Origin of the sequence: Aquimarina sp. Aq107 (assembly GCF_943733665.1) — a bacterium.
Classification (GTDB): domain Bacteria; phylum Bacteroidota; class Bacteroidia; order Flavobacteriales; family Flavobacteriaceae; genus Aquimarina.
On sequence record NZ_OX030782.1, the window covers coordinates 1358206 to 1377226 of the forward strand.

Consider the following 19021-nt stretch of genomic DNA (forward strand, 5'->3'; position numbering starts at 1 on the left):
ACTAATCTTCGCTAATATCCTTATTCTGAAGATGCCTATAAATTAAAAAACCACCATAAACAATAAATGAGATTGTAAGGAAAATTTTATAATCCCATTCAAATTCAACTCTGGTACGTTGGTATAATCTGAAACTTCCAAATAGTACTAATGCTATTCCGATCATAAAGTCCCAGTTTTTCCTTGGATTATTGCTTTCTTGATTCATAATAATTTATGACAAACTTTTTTCTATAATAGGAACTGCTTCTTCTACATCTATCTTTTTAACAAAAAGTTGGATATGATGAGGAATTCCTCCACCAAAACCAGCAGCCATTCCTGATTTCATATCGTCTCTAGTAATAGAATTAATACCACTGTCCTGCAATATATTCTGAAGAAATTGTATGTTAATTAGACTTCCTGTGTATACTCTTTCATATTCACTTTCTGGAAACATATTCATTTTTTTACGCGTTAAAGTATTTACTATCCCAAATTGCAGTATTAAAATTTTTACCCAATGCGAATCCATAAAATAAAACGACTGCGGCTACAGATTTAAACATAAAAAAGAATATCATAATAAATTCAGATGTATTACTTTCCTTACTAAATAAACCTTGTGGGACCATAAAGGTAATTAAAAGACTTACTAAAAAAGTAAGAATTAACAAGTTTTCAAAACTCTTAAAAAACCACATCATTAATTTACGAAAAGGATGAAGATCATCACCCCATTTATGAATTAAATAATAGTAATCATTGCCCATTGGGGCAAATAGTAAAGGATCATCGGCATTAGCTAACTTAAATAACTTTGATGGAGCTATAATTTTAAACCCTTTTAATTCTGTATTATGAATTTTTTCTAACTCCTTTATCTGCGAAATCGCTTCATGAGGAAGTTTACCTTTAAAATATTTAGTATCTAAAAAACGCAATCGATAATCAATACATATTTTTTTAATTTGATCAATATGATAAATTCTAGAACTTTCTATGTTATCAAAAATGAAATCATTTGTTTCGGAAACATTACCATTATCTATAGTTTGAAGTATTCTTTGGTTTTTCTTGTCTTCTTCCTCGAAAATAGATTCAATCTGCTGTTTCCAACTGGATACGTCATACTCTTTTGTGCGTAGTTGAGCTAACTTTTTTTCAATGTTGGTTTTTGGGAATATCATTTTCTTTTTCTTTAGCTCCACTAAATTAAGTATTTACGATATAGATTACAAGATTTCATTGTTTTTAACAAATGTTGAATTAATTTCCCGACACACTTTCCTTATGGTCGTAAGGAATATAATTTTGCCATTTCCAAGGGGTATATATATCTCCTAATGCAACTTCCAGTAATTCTTTGAAAATACTTTCTCCATTATCACTATTAGTCATTATCATGATTCCTTTTTTAGCTTTTGGGAATAATATAGAATAATGTTGAAAACCATCACCATGACCTTCTTTAAAAGCACCTATGCCATATGGGGATTTTAAAACTCCCCAACCTAATCCATACCCTAGTTCAATAGTATCATTGGCGTCACTTTTTTTATGAGATAAAGGTCCAAACTGAGCTAGTGTTCGAATTCTTATTTGTTGTTTAAACATTTCACTCCATGAACTTTCCGAAATAATTTTGTTTTGTAACACGGCTTCTAGAAATTTACTGTAATCATCTGTAGTAGTTTCCAGCGTTCCTCCACCTCTAGGTTCATTATCTTTATCTTTTTTAAGAGGAGTACCTTCTTTAGAATGACCATATGCAAAATCATTTTCGAATGATGTATTCCATTGGTAACTAGAATGATTCATGTTTAATGGTTCAAATATTTTTTCCTGTGCTATTTCCTCAAGCCCTTTACCAAGTAGCTTTTCTAATACTACCTGTAAATAGATAAACCCTTCTCCAGAATAACTATAACGAGTCCCAGGTTCAAAATGAACTCTTAATTTATGATCAGGTTCGTACCATCTGTAATTATGAAAACCAGTTGTATGAGCCAAACACATCCTTGCAGTAATTTTATGATATAGGGAATCTGTTTTTAAAGAAGAGAAATCATCATGCCATCTGGTTTTTGGTTTATATTCATATACTTTTTTTGGTAAGTAAGATTCTAAAGGAGTATCTAAATCAATCACATTTTCTTCTGCCAATTTCATTACCAACACCGCAAAAACTGCTTTACTAAAAGATGCTCCGTACATATTGGTAGAATCGGTTAATCTTTTTTTATGGTCATAATTTTTGTACCCAAAAGTTTTTTGATATGTTATTTGATTCTCATCAAAAACAGTTACAGCAATGCCATGTACATTCGCATCGCGGACTAATTGATTTACTTTAGAGGTTAAGGAATCTTTAGTAATTATAGAGTGGTCAAGCCTAACAATTTGCTTTGATTTGTTATCAGTACATCCTATGAATCCAATCGAAATTAGAATGATCAAAAAGTTGATATGTTTTATCGATTTGTTTTTCTTTAAAAATGGGATTGATAAAGGGTAGTAAAACTTTTGTGTGTTTAAAACAGAAACTATATTAATAATCATGACAATAAGACAAAAAGGAATAACTGCAATAAATAGAAAGAAACCTACACCTTCAATTGTAACTAAACCAATAAATGATACTAGGAATAATATGGTCATTGTTATCTGGAAGTTTATAATAGCTCTTCCGTGTACATCGTAGATTTTATTGTCTTCTCTTTTGTGAATCCATAGAAAAACGGGTAATAGAATATTACATAGAGGTATCATTAGTCCTAAGAAAGGTGTAGCGTGCAATAGTAATAGCCATTTTTGTTGTATAGATTCTTCTTTTGGGTTTTCTATAGGTAGGAGATCTTCTACCTTGATTTCTAAAGCTATTGCTAATAGTTTTATGGTTTGTAAATGTGGGGTTACTTCTCCTTTTTCAATGCGTTGGATAGTTCTTATTCCTACGGTTGTTCTATGTGATAGCTCTTCCTGTGTGTAGCCTTTTAATTTACGTTGATATAGTAAGTTTTTAGAAATAGATTGATTCTCCATGATTTTGTTTTTTGTACAAGACAAAACTATTAATTGGCATTGGTATTTATTACGCCATTTAGGTGTCACCTATCTGTCATTTAGCATTTTTATTGAGGTTTAGGGTTAAAGATATTGTTTTATTAAATAAAAAATGCCTTTAAGAAACTTAAAGGCACTGTTGTGATTTTTATAATGAGATTGCTTTTTTATCGTAATTCTGCTCCTAATTTGTTCTCAAAATTATACTGAAGCTTATTCATGATTTTATCAATTTGCTTATCTGTTAATGTCTTATGTTCATCTTGCAATGTAAAACTTACAGCATATGATTTTTTACCATCAGGCAAATTCTTCCCTTCATATACATCAAATAAATTAATGTTTTTTAGAAGTTGTTTTTCTGTTTGTTTTGCAATAGTATGAATTTCTTCAAAAGTAACAGTGTTATCTAATAACAGTGCAAAATCTCTCTTAACTTCTGGAAATTTAGGAATATCTCTAAATTTAATTTTACTTCTTCTAGCAAACTCCAATATTATATCCCAGTTAAAGTCTGCAAATAATACTTCTTGAGAAATTGAAAAATGCTTTAAAACGGATTTTTTTACAATTCCAAATTCTACTAATTTAGATTTTCCTAAACTATATGAAACTCCTTCAGAAAAAATATCATTTTTAGCTGGAGCTGTTTTGGATCTTTTAATACCTAAGCGATCAAGGATTGTTTCGATGATTCCTTTTAGATAAAAGAAGTCGCTTTTTTCCTGTGTTACTTTCCAGCTTTCTTTTGCCTTATTTCCTGTAACTAGTAGGGTAAGATGTTTGTTTTCAATTCTTCCGCTTTCATAATTATGATAGGTTTTACCAAACTCAAAAAACTTAAGATCAGAGCGCTTCCTATTAATATTGTAAGAAACTGCTTCTAATCCAGAGAATAACAAAGACTGACGTAATACTGCTAGGTCATTACTTAATGGGTTTAGCATTTCTACATTATTATCAGCATTTAATTGTTCTGATAGAGAAATATATTCTGGAGCTGTTAGAGAATTTGCTAACATTTCATTAAATCCTTGACCTACTAATTGATTAGAAATGGTGTTTTGGATATTATGATCAGAAAATTTATCAATATTAGAGATGGATGCATTTAGTTTTTGTGTAAACTTAATGTTATTGTAACCATATACTCTTAGAATTTCTTCAATAACATCTGCTTCTCGTTGAACATCGTTTCGATATGCAGGAATGGTAAGACCCAAACCACCTTCTGTGACACTATTTACTTTAATTTCTAATGAACTTAAAATATCTTTAATAGTTTCTTGCGGAAGTTCTTCACCAATAAGTTTTGTTGTATTTTCAAAAGATAAAAACACCTGAAAGTCCTCTGTCTTTTTAGGGTAGAGATCGGTAATTTCACTTGTAATATCTCCACCTGCTAATTCTTGAATAAGTAAAGCTGCTCTTTTTAAAGCATACTCTGTGATATTAGGATCGATACCTCTCTCGAATCTGAAAGAAGCATCTGTATTTAGGCCATGACGTTTTGCTGTCTTACGAACACTTACTGGATTAAAATAGGCACTTTCTAGGAATATTGAAGTGGTTTTTTCAGTAACTCCAGAATTAATTCCACCAAAAACTCCAGCAATACAAAGTGGTTTTTCTGCATCACAGATCATTAAGTCCTCAGAATCAAGCTCTCTTTCGACTTCATCTAAAGTGGTAAATTTAGTACCAGCCTTAAGCGTTTTAACTTCTATTTTGTTTCCTTCTATATAATTTGCGTCAAAAGCGTGTAGAGGTTGCCCTAATTCGTGTAATACGTAATTGGTAACATCAACAACATTGTTTTTTGGTGTAAGACCAATGGCTCTTAATCTATGTTGCAACCAAGAAGGAGATTCTGCTACTTTTAATCCAGAAATGGAAACACCGCAATACCTTGGTGCTAATTCGGGATTTTTTACTTCAATATCAAACTTATGTAATCTGTTCTCTATTTTAAAATTACTCACCGATGGTGTGATCAACTCTAGATTGATATCCTTTTGTTGTAAACCAGCTTTTAAGTCTCGAGCGGTACCCCAATGACTCATTGCGTCTGCTCGATTAGGTGTTAAACCTATTTCGAATATCTGATCGTTTTCTATATCAAAAATATCAGCTGCAGGTGTCCCAACAGGAATATCTTTGTCCAAAACCATGATTCCATCATGACTTTTTCCTAGCCCTAATTCGTCTTCAGCGCAGATCATCCCATGACTTTCTTCTCCACGAATCTTGCCTTTCTTTATGGACCATTCTTCTCCATTAGCATCATATAATTTTGTTCCGATAGTGGCAACAGGAACTTTCTGACCTTCTGCTACATTGGGAGCACCACATACAATTTGCACGGGTTCTCCATTACCTAAATCTACTTTGGTAACTTTTAATTTATCAGCATTAGAGTGTTGTGAACAACTAATAACTTGTCCTACTACTACACCTTGTAAACCACCTTGTACACTTTGATAGGTTTCGATTCCTTCTACTTCAAGTCCCAAATCGGTTAGTAATTCTCCAGCTTTTTCTGCATCCCAATCAAGCTTAATAAATTGCTTGAGCCAGTTATATGAAATTTTCATTAATGATGATTCTGTAATTAGCCGGTAAAGATAATACTTTGGGTAAAGCTAACAAACAAGAACTTTGGGTTATCTAGAATAATTTTTTAATGTTGTAAAGACTATTTTACTTATAAAAAAGTAATAGTATTTTGATTAAATAACGATTAGATTTAGAATGCTTATTTTTGAATATTAGTTTTAATTAAATAATGCCGCTATGAACATGAAAAACCTACTTATTATTTTTCTTTTTGTTAGCTGTTTTACTTTATCCGCTCAACAGGTAGATGAAAATAACTCTAAAATAGAAAAAGGACAGAATACATTATTACAAGAACAACAACGAGATAAAAAGAGTTCTAATACTAAAAAAAGAAGTAAGGCAACCAGATTAAATGATAAAGAAGAACAAGATTTACAAAAACTTCACGAGAAACGCTTGAAAAAGAATAAAGGTTTGAAAGAGAAATCTTTATCTAAAAAAGGGAAACAAAAAAATGTTAAGGTATACGATAAAAAGGACCCTAGTGGTTTATAAATACATATACCATTTTTTCGTTTTCTACAATAACATTCTTAAAATACTACAATAATTTTTTTACGGTAAAATTCAATGATAAGAGTTAATTTCCTTAATTATACAGCTAAATTATTTTTTTTGATATTTTTAATAAGTTTAGCCTCTTGCAAAAAAGAAGAGAAATCAAATAATGAATTATTCCTTAAAAGTGGCCTTTGGAAGGCTTCTTTAGCAGTTCAAGATGATAAAGAATTGCCTTTTCTATTTGAAGTTTTTGAAGATCAAACATTGAAAATTTTTAATGCAGAAGAAATAATTGATGTTGATGAGGTGAGTATTAAAGGAGATTCTATATTTATTAAATTCCCAGTTTTTGAAGGTTATGTAGCTGCGAAATTTCAGGATTCTATGACGATTTCGGGAAGTTTTATAAAAGAAAGTTTGGATAGAATCGTGCCTTTTAAAGCAGATTTTGGTGTTAGAGATAGGTTTGAAGTAACCTCAAAACCTGCTGCTAATATAAAAGGAAATTGGGAATCGGTTTTTAGCCCCGAGACTCCAGAAGATAGATATATAGCTAAAGGTATTTTTAAGCAAAACGGAAATGTCGTAACCGGAACTTTTAGAACGACAACGGGAGATTACCGATTTTTAGAAGGAGTTCTTAATAATAATAAATTAGAACTATCAGCTTTTGATGGAGCTCATGCCTTTCTATTTACGGCACAAGTTACGGATAGCACAATGAGTGGTCATTTTTATTCTGGAAATCATTGGAAAGAACCTTTTACAGCCAAACGTAATGAACAGTATGAATTACCTTCTGCAGATTCTTTAACTTTTATCAAAGAAGGATATGATAAACTAGAGTTTAGTTTTCCAGACGCTAAAGGAAATCAAGTTTCTTTAAATGATGAACGTTTTAAAGGAAAAGTAACGATGGTACAAATCATGGGAACTTGGTGTCCTAATTGTATGGATGAAACCAAATACTATGTAGATTATTATAATAAAAATAAGGATAAAGATATAGCATTTGTAGCATTAGCATTTGAGTATGCTAAAACTTCAGAAAAAGCATTTAAATCGATAGAAAGGCTTCGAACAAAATTAAAAGTAGAATACCCTATTCTTTTAGCGCAGTATGGAACATCAGATAAAGAAAAGGCACAAGAGAAATTACCAATGCTCAATCATATTTTATCATACCCAACTACAATTTTTATAGATAAAAAAGGAGAAATTCGTAAGATTCACACTGGGTTTAATGGCCCTGCCACTGGTCAAAAGTATATTGAGTATAAGGATGAGTTAGAAGGTTTTGTTAATCAGCTGTTAAAAGAATAATCGATTTAACAATTATTAGTACTTATCATCTTAGTTTAACAATATAGTAACATTAGGATTAAGAATATCATCTTATTATTGTTTGAAGCGTATGACTTTTCTTTCATACATATTCAAAATATAATTCAAACAATTCAAGTCATGAAACAATCTAAACTTATAGGAGCATTTTTTGTGAGTGCATTAATGTTATTATCGATTCCGATAAATGCTCAATTAAAAACTCCAGAAGCAAGTCAGCGGGCTCAAGTCACTCAAAGAGTTGGAATAACAGATATTACTATTGATTATGGTAGACCAAGTGTAAAAGAACGTGAGGTTTGGGGTAAACTAGTTCCTTATGGATATAATAATTTAGGATTTGGAACATCTAAAGCGGCGCCTTGGAGAGCAGGAGCTAATCAGAATACTACTATAGAATTTTCGCATGATGTAAAAATAGAAGGAAAAGATATTAAAGCAGGACTTTATGGACTTCATGTTGCTTTAAAAGAAGGAGGTGGGGCAACAGTCATATTTTCTAGGAACTCATCATCGTGGGGGAGTTATTTTTATGATGAAAAAGAAGATGCTTTGCGTGTAGATGTACAAACTAAAGAAGTAGGGCATACAGAAACGTTATTATTTTTATTTCCTTCTTTTGATGCTACTAGTACTATCGCGGCTTTACGGTGGGAAAAGAAAGAAATTCCGTTTAAGATAGAGGTAGACGTTGATGATATTGTAATGAAAGGGGTTAAAGATGATCTTAGAAGTAATGCTGGATTTACGCAATCAAACTGGGATAATGCAGCTAATTATGCTTTTAATTCTGGAGATTTAGACCAAGCACTTGATTGGGTAAATGCCTCTATAAGTGGTAATTTCTTTAGTAAAGAAACTTTTGGTAACCTTTCTCTAAAGTCTAGAATTTTAGCAAAACAAGGAAAGACAGCAGAGGCAATGGAAATAGTAGATAAGGCAGTAACAAAAGGAAACGCTTCTCAGGTATTTCAATTAGGGAATGGTCTTATCGGTCAAGGGCAAAAGGAAAAAGCTTTGGAAGTTTTGAAAAGTAATGTAAAAAATAATAATGGTGCTTGGCCATCTAATTATGGATTAGCTAGAGCTTACTCGGCAACAGGAGATTATAAAAATGCAGTTAAATCAATGAATAATGCTATGAGTAAAGCTCCTGAAAGATTTAAAGGAAGATTATCTGGAGAATTAGAAAAACTAAAAAAAGGAGAGGATATTAATTAATATCTTCCTAAAAATATAGATAAGTAATAAAGGGATTAGAGTTTTTCTAATCCTTTTTTTATTGATTTAAAAGAAAAAAAGTTAATGTTTTTAAAGCTTAATCTATTGATTATTTCTTGTTATATTACCTAGTATTATTACCATATCTTTGTACTACCAAATTTATATACATGAGTAAAGCTGTTTATATCGCTACTATTGAACCTAATAGTGGTAAATCAATTGTTGTTTTAGGATTAATGAGAATGTTACTTGGAAAAGTAGCAAAAGTTGGATACTTCAGACCTATTATAGATGATCCCAAAGAAGGAGAGATCGATAACCATATTAATACTGTAATATCACATTTTGAGTTAGATATTAATTTTAAAAACACCTACGCTTTTACAAGAAGTGAAGTATTACAAAAATATAATCAAGGAAGATCCGGAGCAATTATAGATGGTATTATTCAAAAATATAAAAATCTGGAGGAAAAGTTTGATTTCATTCTTGTAGAAGGAACTGATTTTTCTGATGAAGGTACTATTATCGAGTTTGATATAAATGTAATTATAGCAAAGAACTTAGGAATTCCTTCTATTATAGTTGCTAGTGGAGTTGATAAAACTAAAGAAGAAATTACAGGAAACCTTAAACTAGCATACGATACATTTACTAGTAAAGATGCAGAAGTACTAGCTATTGTTGCTAATAAGGTGGTGAAAGGTTCTGAAAAAGAATTGAAAGAAGAATTAGATAATGATTTTGGAACCAATGTTGAGAAAATCATTATCCCTAAGATCGGCTCATTGATTAATCCTACAATAAGAGAAATTGTTAATGAATTAGATGGAAATGTTCTTTTTGGGAAAGAATTTTTAAATAATCAAGCAGGTAGTTTTGGAGTTGGAGCGATGCAATTGAGAAACTATCTTACGCACCTTAAGGATAATAGTTTGGTTATTACTCCTGGAGATAGAGCGGATATTATTTTAGGTGTTTTACAAGCAAATATTTCTGATAATTATCCTAAAATTTCAGGGATCATTTTAACTGGTGGAATAATTCCCGAAGAGTCGATTCTTAAATTAATAGAAGGTGTCTCGTTATCAGTTCCTATTGTATCAGTATCTCAAGGAACTTTTTCTATAACAAATAAGATTGGTGCTATTAGGTCTAAAATACATGCGGATAACTTACAAAAGATAAATACGTCTATTAGCACGTTTGAACAATATGTAGATGAAGATCGTTTAGTAGATCCATTAATTACTTTTGAGTCTGATAGTTTAACTCCAAGTATGTTTCAGTATAATTTATTGAAACGAGCATTGAAAAATAAGAAACATATTGTGTTGCCTGAAGGTTCTGATGAGAGAATATTAAGAGCAACGTTTAGATTACAAGCATCTAATGTGGTAGATATTACTTTAATAGGAGATGAAAAGAAAATTAAAAGTAAAGCAGTTAAACTAGATATTCCTATTGATTTTAGTAAGGTTAAAATTATTTTACCCGTAAATTCTCCACATTTTGAAGATTATGTGCAAACATTTTATGAATTAAGAAAACATAAAAATGTGAATTTAGACATGGCAAAAGATATGATGGCCGATGTATCATATTTTGGGACTATGATGATTTATAAAGGTCATGCAGATGGTATGGTTTCTGGAGCCGTACATACCACACAACATACCATTCGACCAGCACTACAATTTATTAAAACTAAACCAGGAGTAAAGGTAGTTTCTTCAGTCTTTTTTATGTGTTTAGATGATAGAGTTTCAGTATTTGGTGATTGCGCTATTAATCCAAACCCAAATGCAGAACAATTAGCAGAAATAGCAATCTCCTCAGCTAAATCGGCTGCAGCATTCGGTATAGAACCTAAAGTCGCTATGTTATCATATTCTTCTGGAACGTCAGGTAAAGGAGAAGATGTAGAAATAGTAAGAGCTGCTACCAAAATTGTAAAAGAGAAACATCCAGAACTTAAGATAGAAGGTCCAATTCAATATGATGCTGCTGTAGATATGAGAGTAGGACAGAGTAAACTTCCGGATTCCGAAGTAGCAGGACAAGCCAGTGTATTAATATTTCCAGATCTTAATACAGGAAATAATACATATAAAGCGGTACAACGAGAAACAGGCGCTTTGGCAATTGGTCCTATGTTACAAGGATTAAACAAACCGGTAAATGATTTGAGTAGAGGATGCACGGTAGATGATGTTTACAATACAGTAATTATAACAGCAATTCAAGCACAAGGACTATAAATAGTAAGATAATAATATGCGAATACTAGTATTAAACTCAGGGAGTTCATCAATTAAATTTCAACTCTTCAATATGCCTTCTGCTGAGGTTCTATGTTCAGGATTGGTGGAGCGTATTGGTTTAGAAAATGCCAAAATAAACTATAAAACCAGTACCAATGATATCGAAAAAGAAGAGACTATAGAGAATCATAAAATCGGACTTCAGTTGATTGCAGATTATTTATTAGACGCTAAAATTGGTGTAATATCTACTGCTTCAGAAATACAAATAGTTGGTCATAGAGTAGTTCATGGTGGAAGTACATATGCGGAGACTGTTTTGATTGATAGTGAAGTAAAACAAAAAATAGAAAAACTTTCAGCATTAGCACCTCTTCATAATCCAGCTAACTTGCAAGGAATTTTGGTGTCAGAAGATATTTTTAAACAAGCTAAACAAGTAGCAGTATTTGATACCGCATTTCATCAAACAATGCCTGTTGAAGCTTATAAGTATGCCATTCCTAATTCTTTTTTAGAAGAACATAATATAAGAGTGTATGGATTTCACGGTACTAGTCACAAATACGTTTCGGAAAAAGCAATTGATTCTTTAGAAAAAAAGAATACCAAGATCATTACGATACATTTAGGAAACGGATGTAGTATGACGGCAGTTAAGGATGGTAAAAGTATAGATCATACTCTAGGCTTTGCACCAATGAATGGATTAATTATGGGTACTAGATCAGGCGACATAGATCCAGCAGTTATCTTTTATATGGTTAATTCTTTAGGGTATTCTTTAGAAGAGGTTAATTCATTATTACAAAAAGAAAGTGGAATGCTTGGGTTAACAGGTTTTAGTGATTTAAGAGATATAGAATCTGCAGCAGAAAAAGGTAATATTAACTGTAAGCAGGCTTTAGAAATGAACGCATACCGTATTAAAAAATTTATTGGCTCATATGTTGCTGCTATGAATGGTCTTGATGCTATTGTTTTTACAGCAGGAATAGGCGAAAATTCTGATGTGGTAAGAAATTTGGTTTGTACTGAATTAGAATCTTTAGGAATTGAATTGGATCAAGATAAAAATGCTGCCAGATCTAAGGGGATAAGGGACATAAGTAAGTCTTCTTCTAAGATTAAAATATTGGTAATTCCAACGAATGAAGAATTGGAGATAGCTAGACAGTCCTTTAATTTAATTTCATAAAAATAAAAACGATTACCCGAAAACTGTTCGGGTAATCGTTAAAGTATTAAAAACATTGGTTTTTTTGGTTATGCCCAAATACAACTTCCGTTAGGCTGACAATAACCAAAGTCGCAAAACTCAAAACCGTTGAACATTTGACAACATTTTCTAGGAGGTCCACAATAAACGTAGTTACTCCAAGAACCTTTTATTTGTTCTTGATCTTTTTTCGTTAATTTTTGAATTCCTTCAAGGTTTAAGATTTTTTTCATTGTGTAAGTATTAAAGTTATTTTATATCTACAAGATAGGGTGTTAATGAATTGAAATACAAACTGAATTACTTGATATTTATAAATTTCAAGAACTTTTGGCTATAGTTCAAATCCATTTAAAATTGAGTGAAATATAAAAAAGAGGCAGTTTTCCTAGCCTCTTTTTATTTTATCTTTCAATATTATTGATACGCCGTTTAATAAAGAATACAACCTCCAAAACTTGTACATCTACCTGGTTCGCAAAAGCTTCCTCCTGGGAAACTAATACGGCATCTGTTTCCACTACCATTAATTGGATTTGGATTGCAACAAGAGATATATGTATTTGCCCCTTTTATTGATCTTTGTTGTCCTTTGCTAAGTTCTTGGACACCTGTTAATTCTAAGATTTTTTTCATTGTGTATTATGTTTGAGTTAAAAATATTAAGATGTGTTTTTTGAGAAAGGCATACTAGTTTTACATGCCTATAAATCTTATTCTAATATAGAATACATCTTCCGAAGCTATATGGATCACAATAACCAGGTTCGCAAAAACTTCCACCTGGAAAACTGATTTGACAACCTCTTCCAGAACTACAGCAGGATATATTACCCCATGCACCCTTGATAGATCTTTGTTGTCCTTTACTTAATTTTTGAATTCCTTGTAAATCTAAGATTTTCTTCATTGTGTAAGATATTTAAGTTAATCTCTTAAAAATAAGTGAAAATTCCCTAATTGCACTAGGTTAAAAACATTAAATAAATGCGGTTTTGTAGTAGTTTTTATGTTGAATAAATTCTGCTTGTTGATTTTTGGACTGTTTTTGAAGTATTATTCTGATATGCTATTGTAGGTGATAACTTATTAACAAACATGATTTTGTGTAAAAAACTGACTATCAGTAATTTAATCTTGCTTTAAGGTCTAATCGCTACATTTTCAACAGGTTGGGTAATGATTTGGTAACATAACCTTCTAGTTAATTCAACAAAATAGTTTTAGTTTCGAGGACAGTAAAACTTACTAACCTAACTCACAACACAAAATGAAAAAAATAGTACTATTACTAGTCATGGGATATTCTCTGGCTAGTTTTGGCCAGATTCCTTCTTATTACAATGATGTAAACCTTTCTTTATCAGGACAATCATTAAAAAATGAATTGGCAACAAAAGTAACTAATACACAAACGAACACTTTATCTTATACTCCAGGTGTTTGGGATGCTTTAAAACAGACAGATCTTGATCCTTCAAATTCTTCGAGAGTGATCTTAATTTATGGATATAACGATACAGATGGAAATACTACTACGGATAGGACAAGAGGCGTAAATAATAATGGAGGAGGTTCTACAGATTGGAATAGAGAACATGTATATCCTAAATCATTAGGTAATCCAAATTTAGGAACTTCTGGACCTGGTGCTGATGCGCATCATTTAAGACCTTCGGATGTACAAAGAAATTCTAGCAGAGGTAGTCGAAAGTTTGCAGATGGTTCTGGTAATTCTGGACCAACCTCACAAGGGCATTGGTATCCTGGAGACGAGTTTAAAGGTGACGTAGCTCGAATGATGATGTTTATGTATATAAGATATGGTAATCGATGCTTGCCATCTAACGTAGGTATTGGTACAGCGGTTTCTGGAGATTCTGATATGATCGAGTTGTTTTTAGAATGGAATGCGGAAGACCCAGTTTCTACCTTAGAATTACAAAGAAATCCAATTATAGAAAATTTACAAGGTAATAGAAATCCGTTCATCGATAACCCTGCTTTTGCTACTCAGATATGGGGAGGACCACAAGCTGAAGATCGTTTTGGAAATACAGGTGGTGGCGGAAATACTTTGTGCAGTTCTACAGTAACTACATTTCCTTATAATGAAGGGTTCGAAAACACATTTGGAGCATGGAAGCAAGCTACATCAGGAGATGATTTTAATTGGGCTACTCGTTCCGGAAGCACTCCTTCTTCTAATACAGGTCCGAGTTCGGCTAATGCGGGATCTTATTATATATATATGGAATCTTCTAGTCCAAATTATTCAAATAAAAGAGCGATATTATATTCTCCTTGTTATGATATTACTAGTGCTACCCAAGCAACTATTTCATTTAAGTACCATATGTATGGAACTTCTGCTATGGGAAGTCTTTCATTAGAAGCAAGTTTAGATGGAACCACTTGGATGTCTATTTGGAGTAAATCTGGAAATCAAGGAAATTCTTGGCAGACAGCATCTGTAAATTTAGCTTCTTACCTAGGAGAAAAAGTACAATTACGTTTTAATGGAATTACTGGAACTACTTGGCAAGGGGATATGGCTGTTGATGCGGTCAATTTATCTACTTCGGGTAGTACAGGAGGAGGATCTACAACCGGTGATGTCAATTTAAGAATTACTTTTGACCAGTATCCAGAAGAAACTAGTTGGGAAATCTCAAATAGTAGTGGTCAAGTTGTGTTTTCTGGAGAAACTTATGGTTCACAGGCAGACGGTTCTACGATTAATCTTGGTAGAACATTAGATGTAGGTTGTTATACGCTAGTCGTAAAAGATTCTTATGGAGATGGTATTTGTTGTAGTTATGGGAATGGTTCTTATGAATTAACAGATGCTAACGGCGTTGTATTAACTTCAGGAGGCTCTTTTGGTTCTCAAGATACTAAGAGTTTCTGTGTTACTTCTACATCTAGAGTTGGGATTGATACTATTGAAGAAAAAGTAGAAAAATCAGCTTCATTTGATTTCGGTTTTTATCCGAATCCGGTGAAAGGTTTATTAAACTTACAATTAGAAGGTATTGATAATGCTAATTATAAAATAGTAAATCATATAGGTCAGGTTATGAAAAAAGGATTAGTTACTAAAGAATCAATTCAGCTTCATAATTTGTCATCTGGGATGTACTTTATTATTATAGATAATGGAGAGCAAAAAGTAAGTAAGAAGTTTACTAAAGAGTAGTCAGAATAAAAATATGTTAAATATATCATCAATCCTGCTTTTTAAGTGGGATTGATTTTTTGTATAAAAAAGATGTAGATGTTTTTTAAAGGCTACACTTGATGTTTTTGATTAGTTATTTTTTGCCATATGAACAGCGATATTTTGTAAAGTAAATAGAATAAAGGAATTCCTATAACTAGGCTAAAAATAATTAATAAAAGAGCAAGTTTACCTCCTATAAATGGAATTTTACGTATATCCGAAATGATAGTAGTTTCACTGTACATATAATATGCACTAATAACAGTTAATGTTCCTATAGTAACGTATAAAAGATCATTGACGAAATTAAAATTATTGTATAAATGCTTAATTGTGGTAAATTGATATATATGATATAATAAACCAACCCCTAAACCAATAGAAAGAATGTATATAAGTTCTTTCTGATTTTTATATTGATCTCCGGTTAGAAAACTGCTTTTTAAACAAGCAGTGCATAATGTTGGATTATTGTGTATACAAGTATGACACATACCCTTAAAGCAATTATTACATCTACTTTGCGCAAAAAGGTTAGGATGCGAATGGCAAAAATGTTTTTGTTTTTCCTGCTCTGTCATGTGTTTTATTTTGGGGAATAATGTGGTATAAAAATATTAAAAAAGCGCAAATAGTTAATTTTGCGCTTTTTGATTAAGTCCAATGTATATTATGAGTTTGTGTTACTTCAATTGGCCTAATAATTTTTCAGCAACGAGTTCAGAAGAGGCAGGATTTTGTCCAGTAATTAGCAATCCATCTTCTAGTGCATAAGGTGACCAATCGTCTCCTTTGGAGTATGTTCCTCCATTATCTTTTAGCATATCTTCTACAAGAAAAGGTACCACATCAGTTAGTTGAACTGCCGCTTCTTCTGTATTGGAAAATCCAGTAACTTTTTTGTTATTTACTAAAGGTGATCCATCATTTGCTTTTGTGTTTTTAAATATAGCAGGTGCATGGCATACCGCTGCAATAGGTTTATGTTGCTTATAAAAAGTTTCAATCAATTTGATAGAGTTTTTATTTTCTGCTAGATCCCATAAAGGTCCGTGACCACCTGGATAAAATATAGCGTCGTAATCATCTGCATTAATCTGCTCTAATGGTATACTGCTTCCTAAAATATTTTGAGTCTCTTGATCTTCGTTAAATCGCTTTGTAGCGGGTGTCTGAAAATCTGGAAGTTCACTTTTTGGATCAATTGGTGGTTGTCCTCCTTTTGGAGATGCAATGGTGATATCAATACCTTTATCTTTCAAAAAATAGTAGGGGGAAGCGAACTCTTCGATCCAGAATCCTGTTTTTTCTCCTGTATCTCCTAAATCGCTGTGACTTGTTAATACAAATAGAACTTTTTTCATGTGATTTTTTTGTTTTGTTATTTTTTTACTTTCTGTTTCTTTCCCGCACGAAGCAAATAATACAATTATTGCTGTAAGCCCGATGATCTTTTTCATTAATAAAATTCTTCTATGTTTATTTAGAAACAAAATTAGGGTATCAGAAAAACCAAAAAAATGATCTATGATAAGAAAAGTATTTATTTTTTGGCAATCTCTTTTCGTATTCTACTAAGACTTTCTGAAGTTATCCCTAAATAAGAAGCAATATGATAGTTCTTTACTAATTGCTCAATATTAGGATACGTATTTACGAATTCAATATATTGTTCTTTTGCAGTTTTTGATAAATCTCCGATGATTCTCTTTTGAAAGGAACCGATATAGGATTCGGTTTTTATTCGAAAATAACGTTCTATTCCAGGGACCAAATCAAAAATTTCTTCCATATCATCTCTAGAGAGTCTTAAAGCCGTAGCATCCTGAATACATTCAATTTGAAGAATTGCTTTTTCTTTTTTGAAAAATGCAGTATAGTCACTAATCCACCAGTCCTTTATTGCAAATTGTATGGTATGTTCCTTCGCTGATGTATCTGTAAAAAAAGATCTTAAACAACCGCTTTCTACATAATATTGATAAAAAGTGGTGTCATTAGGATGTAATAAAGTTTCACCTTTGTTGATGGTTGTTTTTTTAAGCTTTTTACTGATGATGTTTTTATGCATTTCGCTCAATGTTAAACCTTGAAAAATTTCTTGGAGATGCATATGGTATAAGTTCTAAATGCGTTTTTTACTACTGTAAAAATATTAAAAAAGAATAAGCTTTATGAGTTAGGTATATACAAAATAAAAGAGTCTGACTATAAATGATAATCAGACCCTTTTTATGTTGTTTTCAGGTAATATGTACTAGTTGTTTAGCATTACAGGCATTACAAGCATGGTAACGCTTTCACCTTCATCTAATCCATCAGTTGGAGTTAAAATTCCGGCTCTATTAGGTAATGACATTTCTAATTGTACATCATCTGCATTAAGATTATTCAACATTTCACTTAGGAAACGAGAATTGAAACCAATCTGCATATCATCTCCTTGATAATCACAAGTAAGACGTTCCTCAGCTTTGTTAGAATAGTCAATATCTTCTGCTGAGATATTTAATTCTGCACCTGCTATTTTTAATCTTATTTGATGTGTAGTCTTGTTTGAGAAAATAGAAACCCTACGTACAGAATTTAAAAATTGAGTACGCGCAATTGTTAATTTATTAGGATTTTCTTTAGGGATTACAGCTTCGTAATTAGGATACTTGCCATCTATCAATCTACAGATTAACTCTGTATCCTCGAATGTGAATTTAGCATTAGACTCATTGTATTCTATTAATACTTCTGTGTCACTGCCAGCTAATATACCTTTTAAAAGATTTAAAGGTTTTTTAGGCATAATAAATTCAGCCGATTGAGATGCTTTTACATCTTCACGAGAGTATTTCACCAATTTATGTGCATCCGTAGCCACAAAAGTTAAACTTTCTGTAGAGAACTGAAAAAATACTCCACTCATAACAGGTCTAAGATCATCGTTACCAGTAGCAAAAATAGTTTTGCTAATGGCAGTAGCTAAAATATCTCCTAATAATGTTGTAGAACTTGGATCCTCTAATTCTACAGCTTTAGGAAATTCTTCTCCATCTGCATATGCTAATGCATATTTACCGTGATTAGAACTGATTTCTATAGTATTATTATCTCCTGCAACAAAAGTTAGTGGTTGCTCAGGAAACGTTTTTAAAGTTTCTAATAATAATTTTGCTGGTACTGCAATAATTCCTTCATCTGATGACTCAACCTCTAGTTTAGCAGACATAGTAGTCTCCAAATCAGATGCTGAAACTGTCAAGGAGTTATTATCTAATTCAAATAAGAAGTTATCTAGGATAGGTAGTGTGTTACTATTATTGATAACTCCACCTAATACTTGAAGTTGCTTTAATAAATACGAACTGGAAACTATGAATTTCACCCGTTTAATTTTTTTAGATTAGTACTGTTTTTACAGTAGCCATATATTAATAGCTAACGCAAATATAATTGTAATCTACAAGGATTTCATTATGCCAAAAACGTTAGTTATTAACAAACAGCTAGGAGTTATTGACTATGCTCGATCAGATGTAGATATTACCTTGAATACGTTATAAGATGATTCTTCAAAATAAACCATCT

General features: G+C 31.8%; 18 protein-coding genes. 6 read left to right on the forward strand and 12 right to left on the reverse strand.

Annotated features, from left to right (window positions below; genetic code table 11):
* Position 1 precedes the first annotated feature (1 nt).
* The 5 genes from NMK29_RS05455 to pheT all read right to left on the reverse strand — a co-directional run bounded on the left by NMK29_RS05455 (position 2) and on the right by pheT (position 5642).
* Positions 2-208 carry a hypothetical protein gene (locus tag NMK29_RS05455; RefSeq protein ID WP_108802577.1) on the reverse strand — a complete coding sequence of 69 codons (207 nt, stop codon included), beginning with the start codon at positions 206-208 and terminating at the stop codon, positions 2-4.
* A 6-nt stretch (positions 209-214) separates the two neighbouring features.
* Positions 215-442: a putative signal transducing protein gene (locus tag NMK29_RS05460; protein WP_108802637.1), complete on the reverse strand. Its 228-nt coding sequence runs from the start codon at positions 440-442 to the stop codon at positions 215-217.
* 10 nt (positions 443-452) lie between these two features.
* Positions 453-1172 (reverse strand): hypothetical protein, encoded by a 720-nt coding sequence (locus NMK29_RS05465; protein WP_108802578.1) that lies wholly within the window; start codon positions 1170-1172, stop codon positions 453-455.
* Between the two features lie 79 nt (positions 1173-1251).
* Entirely contained in the window at positions 1252-3027 is a 1776-nt protein-coding gene (locus NMK29_RS05470; protein ID WP_108802579.1) for a serine hydrolase, read from the reverse strand.
* 188 nt (positions 3028-3215) lie between these two features.
* Entirely contained in the window at positions 3216-5642 is a 2427-nt protein-coding gene (gene pheT / locus NMK29_RS05475; RefSeq protein ID WP_108802580.1) for a phenylalanine--tRNA ligase subunit beta, read from the reverse strand.
* 205 nt (positions 5643-5847) lie between these two features.
* Here pheT and NMK29_RS05480 point away from each other — a divergent pair, with 205 nt between their 5' ends.
* The 5 genes from NMK29_RS05480 (at position 5848) to NMK29_RS05500 (ending at position 12198) form a co-directional block, all read left to right on the forward strand.
* The gene (locus NMK29_RS05480) at positions 5848-6162 is read left to right on the forward strand and encodes a hypothetical protein (RefSeq protein ID WP_108802581.1); all 315 of its coding nucleotides are present in this window, start codon (positions 5848-5850) and stop codon (positions 6160-6162) included.
* Positions 6163-6237: 75 nt separating this feature from the next.
* The gene (locus tag NMK29_RS05485; RefSeq protein WP_108802582.1) at positions 6238-7491 is read left to right on the forward strand and encodes a TlpA disulfide reductase family protein; all 1254 of its coding nucleotides are present in this window, start codon (positions 6238-6240) and stop codon (positions 7489-7491) included.
* A gap of 141 nt (positions 7492-7632) precedes the next feature.
* Positions 7633-8733: a DUF2911 domain-containing protein gene (locus tag NMK29_RS05490; protein ID WP_108802583.1), complete on the forward strand. Its 1101-nt coding sequence runs from the start codon at positions 7633-7635 to the stop codon at positions 8731-8733.
* A gap of 170 nt (positions 8734-8903) precedes the next feature.
* A complete protein-coding gene (pta, locus tag NMK29_RS05495) occupies positions 8904-10997 on the forward strand; it encodes a phosphate acetyltransferase (RefSeq protein WP_108802584.1) in 2094 nt (697 codons plus the stop codon).
* 16 nt (positions 10998-11013) lie between these two features.
* Positions 11014-12198, forward strand: coding sequence for an acetate/propionate family kinase (locus NMK29_RS05500; RefSeq protein WP_108802585.1), 1185 nt, complete (start codon positions 11014-11016; stop codon positions 12196-12198).
* 68 nt (positions 12199-12266) lie between these two features.
* Here the strand turns inward: NMK29_RS05500 and NMK29_RS05505 are convergent, their stop codons facing one another.
* The 3 genes from NMK29_RS05505 to NMK29_RS05515 all read right to left on the reverse strand — a co-directional run bounded on the left by NMK29_RS05505 (position 12267) and on the right by NMK29_RS05515 (position 13129).
* On the reverse strand, positions 12267-12452 hold the full coding sequence (locus NMK29_RS05505) for a hypothetical protein (RefSeq protein ID WP_027394018.1): 186 nt from the start codon (positions 12450-12452) through the stop codon (positions 12267-12269).
* A gap of 199 nt (positions 12453-12651) precedes the next feature.
* The gene (locus NMK29_RS05510) at positions 12652-12855 is read right to left on the reverse strand and encodes a hypothetical protein (RefSeq protein WP_027394017.1); all 204 of its coding nucleotides are present in this window, start codon (positions 12853-12855) and stop codon (positions 12652-12654) included.
* 82 nt (positions 12856-12937) lie between these two features.
* Positions 12938-13129, reverse strand: coding sequence for a hypothetical protein (locus NMK29_RS05515; RefSeq protein ID WP_027394016.1), 192 nt, complete (start codon positions 13127-13129; stop codon positions 12938-12940).
* A 360-nt stretch (positions 13130-13489) separates the two neighbouring features.
* On the opposite strand from NMK29_RS05515, the gene NMK29_RS05520 reads away from it, so the two are divergent.
* Complete coding sequence (locus tag NMK29_RS05520; RefSeq protein WP_108802586.1) at positions 13490-15418, forward strand: endonuclease; 1929 nt, start codon at positions 13490-13492, stop codon at positions 15416-15418.
* A 92-nt stretch (positions 15419-15510) separates the two neighbouring features.
* Here the strand turns inward: NMK29_RS05520 and NMK29_RS05525 are convergent, their stop codons facing one another.
* The 4 genes from NMK29_RS05525 to dnaN form a co-directional block, all read right to left on the reverse strand.
* Positions 15511-16023, reverse strand: a complete 513-nt coding sequence (locus NMK29_RS05525; RefSeq protein WP_108802587.1) for a hypothetical protein — start codon at positions 16021-16023, stop codon at positions 15511-15513.
* A gap of 102 nt (positions 16024-16125) precedes the next feature.
* Positions 16126-16902 (reverse strand): type 1 glutamine amidotransferase domain-containing protein, encoded by a 777-nt coding sequence (locus NMK29_RS05530; RefSeq protein ID WP_108802588.1) that lies wholly within the window; start codon positions 16900-16902, stop codon positions 16126-16128.
* A gap of 83 nt (positions 16903-16985) precedes the next feature.
* Positions 16986-17555, reverse strand: coding sequence for a Crp/Fnr family transcriptional regulator (locus NMK29_RS05535; RefSeq protein ID WP_234424227.1), 570 nt, complete (start codon positions 17553-17555; stop codon positions 16986-16988).
* Between the two features lie 144 nt (positions 17556-17699).
* Positions 17700-18818 (reverse strand): DNA polymerase III subunit beta, encoded by a 1119-nt coding sequence (dnaN, locus tag NMK29_RS05540; RefSeq protein ID WP_027394012.1) that lies wholly within the window; start codon positions 18816-18818, stop codon positions 17700-17702.
* Between the last annotated feature and the right edge of the window lie 203 nt (positions 18819-19021).

Excerpts from the sequence above, each read along its gene's own strand:
- NMK29_RS05455 (WP_108802577.1), bottom strand. The coding sequence starts at position 208 with ATGAATCAAGAAAGCAATAATCCAAGGAAAAACTGGGACTTTATGATC.
- NMK29_RS05460 (WP_108802637.1), bottom strand. The coding sequence starts at position 442 with ATGTTTCCAGAAAGTGAATATGAAAGAGTATACACAGGAAGTCTAATT.
- NMK29_RS05465 (WP_108802578.1), bottom strand. The coding sequence starts at position 1,172 with ATGATATTCCCAAAAACCAACATTGAAAAAAAGTTAGCTCAACTACGC.
- NMK29_RS05470 (WP_108802579.1), bottom strand. The coding sequence starts at position 3,027 with ATGGAGAATCAATCTATTTCTAAAAACTTACTATATCAACGTAAATTA.
- pheT (WP_108802580.1), bottom strand. The coding sequence starts at position 5,642 with ATGAAAATTTCATATAACTGGCTCAAGCAATTTATTAAGCTTGATTGG.
- NMK29_RS05480 (WP_108802581.1), top strand. The coding sequence starts at position 5,848 with ATGAAAAACCTACTTATTATTTTTCTTTTTGTTAGCTGTTTTACTTTA.
- NMK29_RS05485 (WP_108802582.1), top strand. The coding sequence starts at position 6,238 with ATGATAAGAGTTAATTTCCTTAATTATACAGCTAAATTATTTTTTTTG.
- NMK29_RS05490 (WP_108802583.1), top strand. The coding sequence starts at position 7,633 with ATGAAACAATCTAAACTTATAGGAGCATTTTTTGTGAGTGCATTAATG.
- pta (WP_108802584.1), top strand. The coding sequence starts at position 8,904 with ATGAGTAAAGCTGTTTATATCGCTACTATTGAACCTAATAGTGGTAAA.
- NMK29_RS05500 (WP_108802585.1), top strand. The coding sequence starts at position 11,014 with ATGCGAATACTAGTATTAAACTCAGGGAGTTCATCAATTAAATTTCAA.
- NMK29_RS05505 (WP_027394018.1), bottom strand. The coding sequence starts at position 12,452 with ATGAAAAAAATCTTAAACCTTGAAGGAATTCAAAAATTAACGAAAAAA.
- NMK29_RS05510 (WP_027394017.1), bottom strand. The coding sequence starts at position 12,855 with ATGAAAAAAATCTTAGAATTAACAGGTGTCCAAGAACTTAGCAAAGGA.
- NMK29_RS05515 (WP_027394016.1), bottom strand. The coding sequence starts at position 13,129 with ATGAAGAAAATCTTAGATTTACAAGGAATTCAAAAATTAAGTAAAGGA.
- NMK29_RS05520 (WP_108802586.1), top strand. The coding sequence starts at position 13,490 with ATGAAAAAAATAGTACTATTACTAGTCATGGGATATTCTCTGGCTAGT.
- NMK29_RS05525 (WP_108802587.1), bottom strand. The coding sequence starts at position 16,023 with ATGACAGAGCAGGAAAAACAAAAACATTTTTGCCATTCGCATCCTAAC.
- NMK29_RS05530 (WP_108802588.1), bottom strand. The coding sequence starts at position 16,902 with ATGAAAAAGATCATCGGGCTTACAGCAATAATTGTATTATTTGCTTCG.
- NMK29_RS05535 (WP_234424227.1), bottom strand. The coding sequence starts at position 17,555 with ATGCATCTCCAAGAAATTTTTCAAGGTTTAACATTGAGCGAAATGCAT.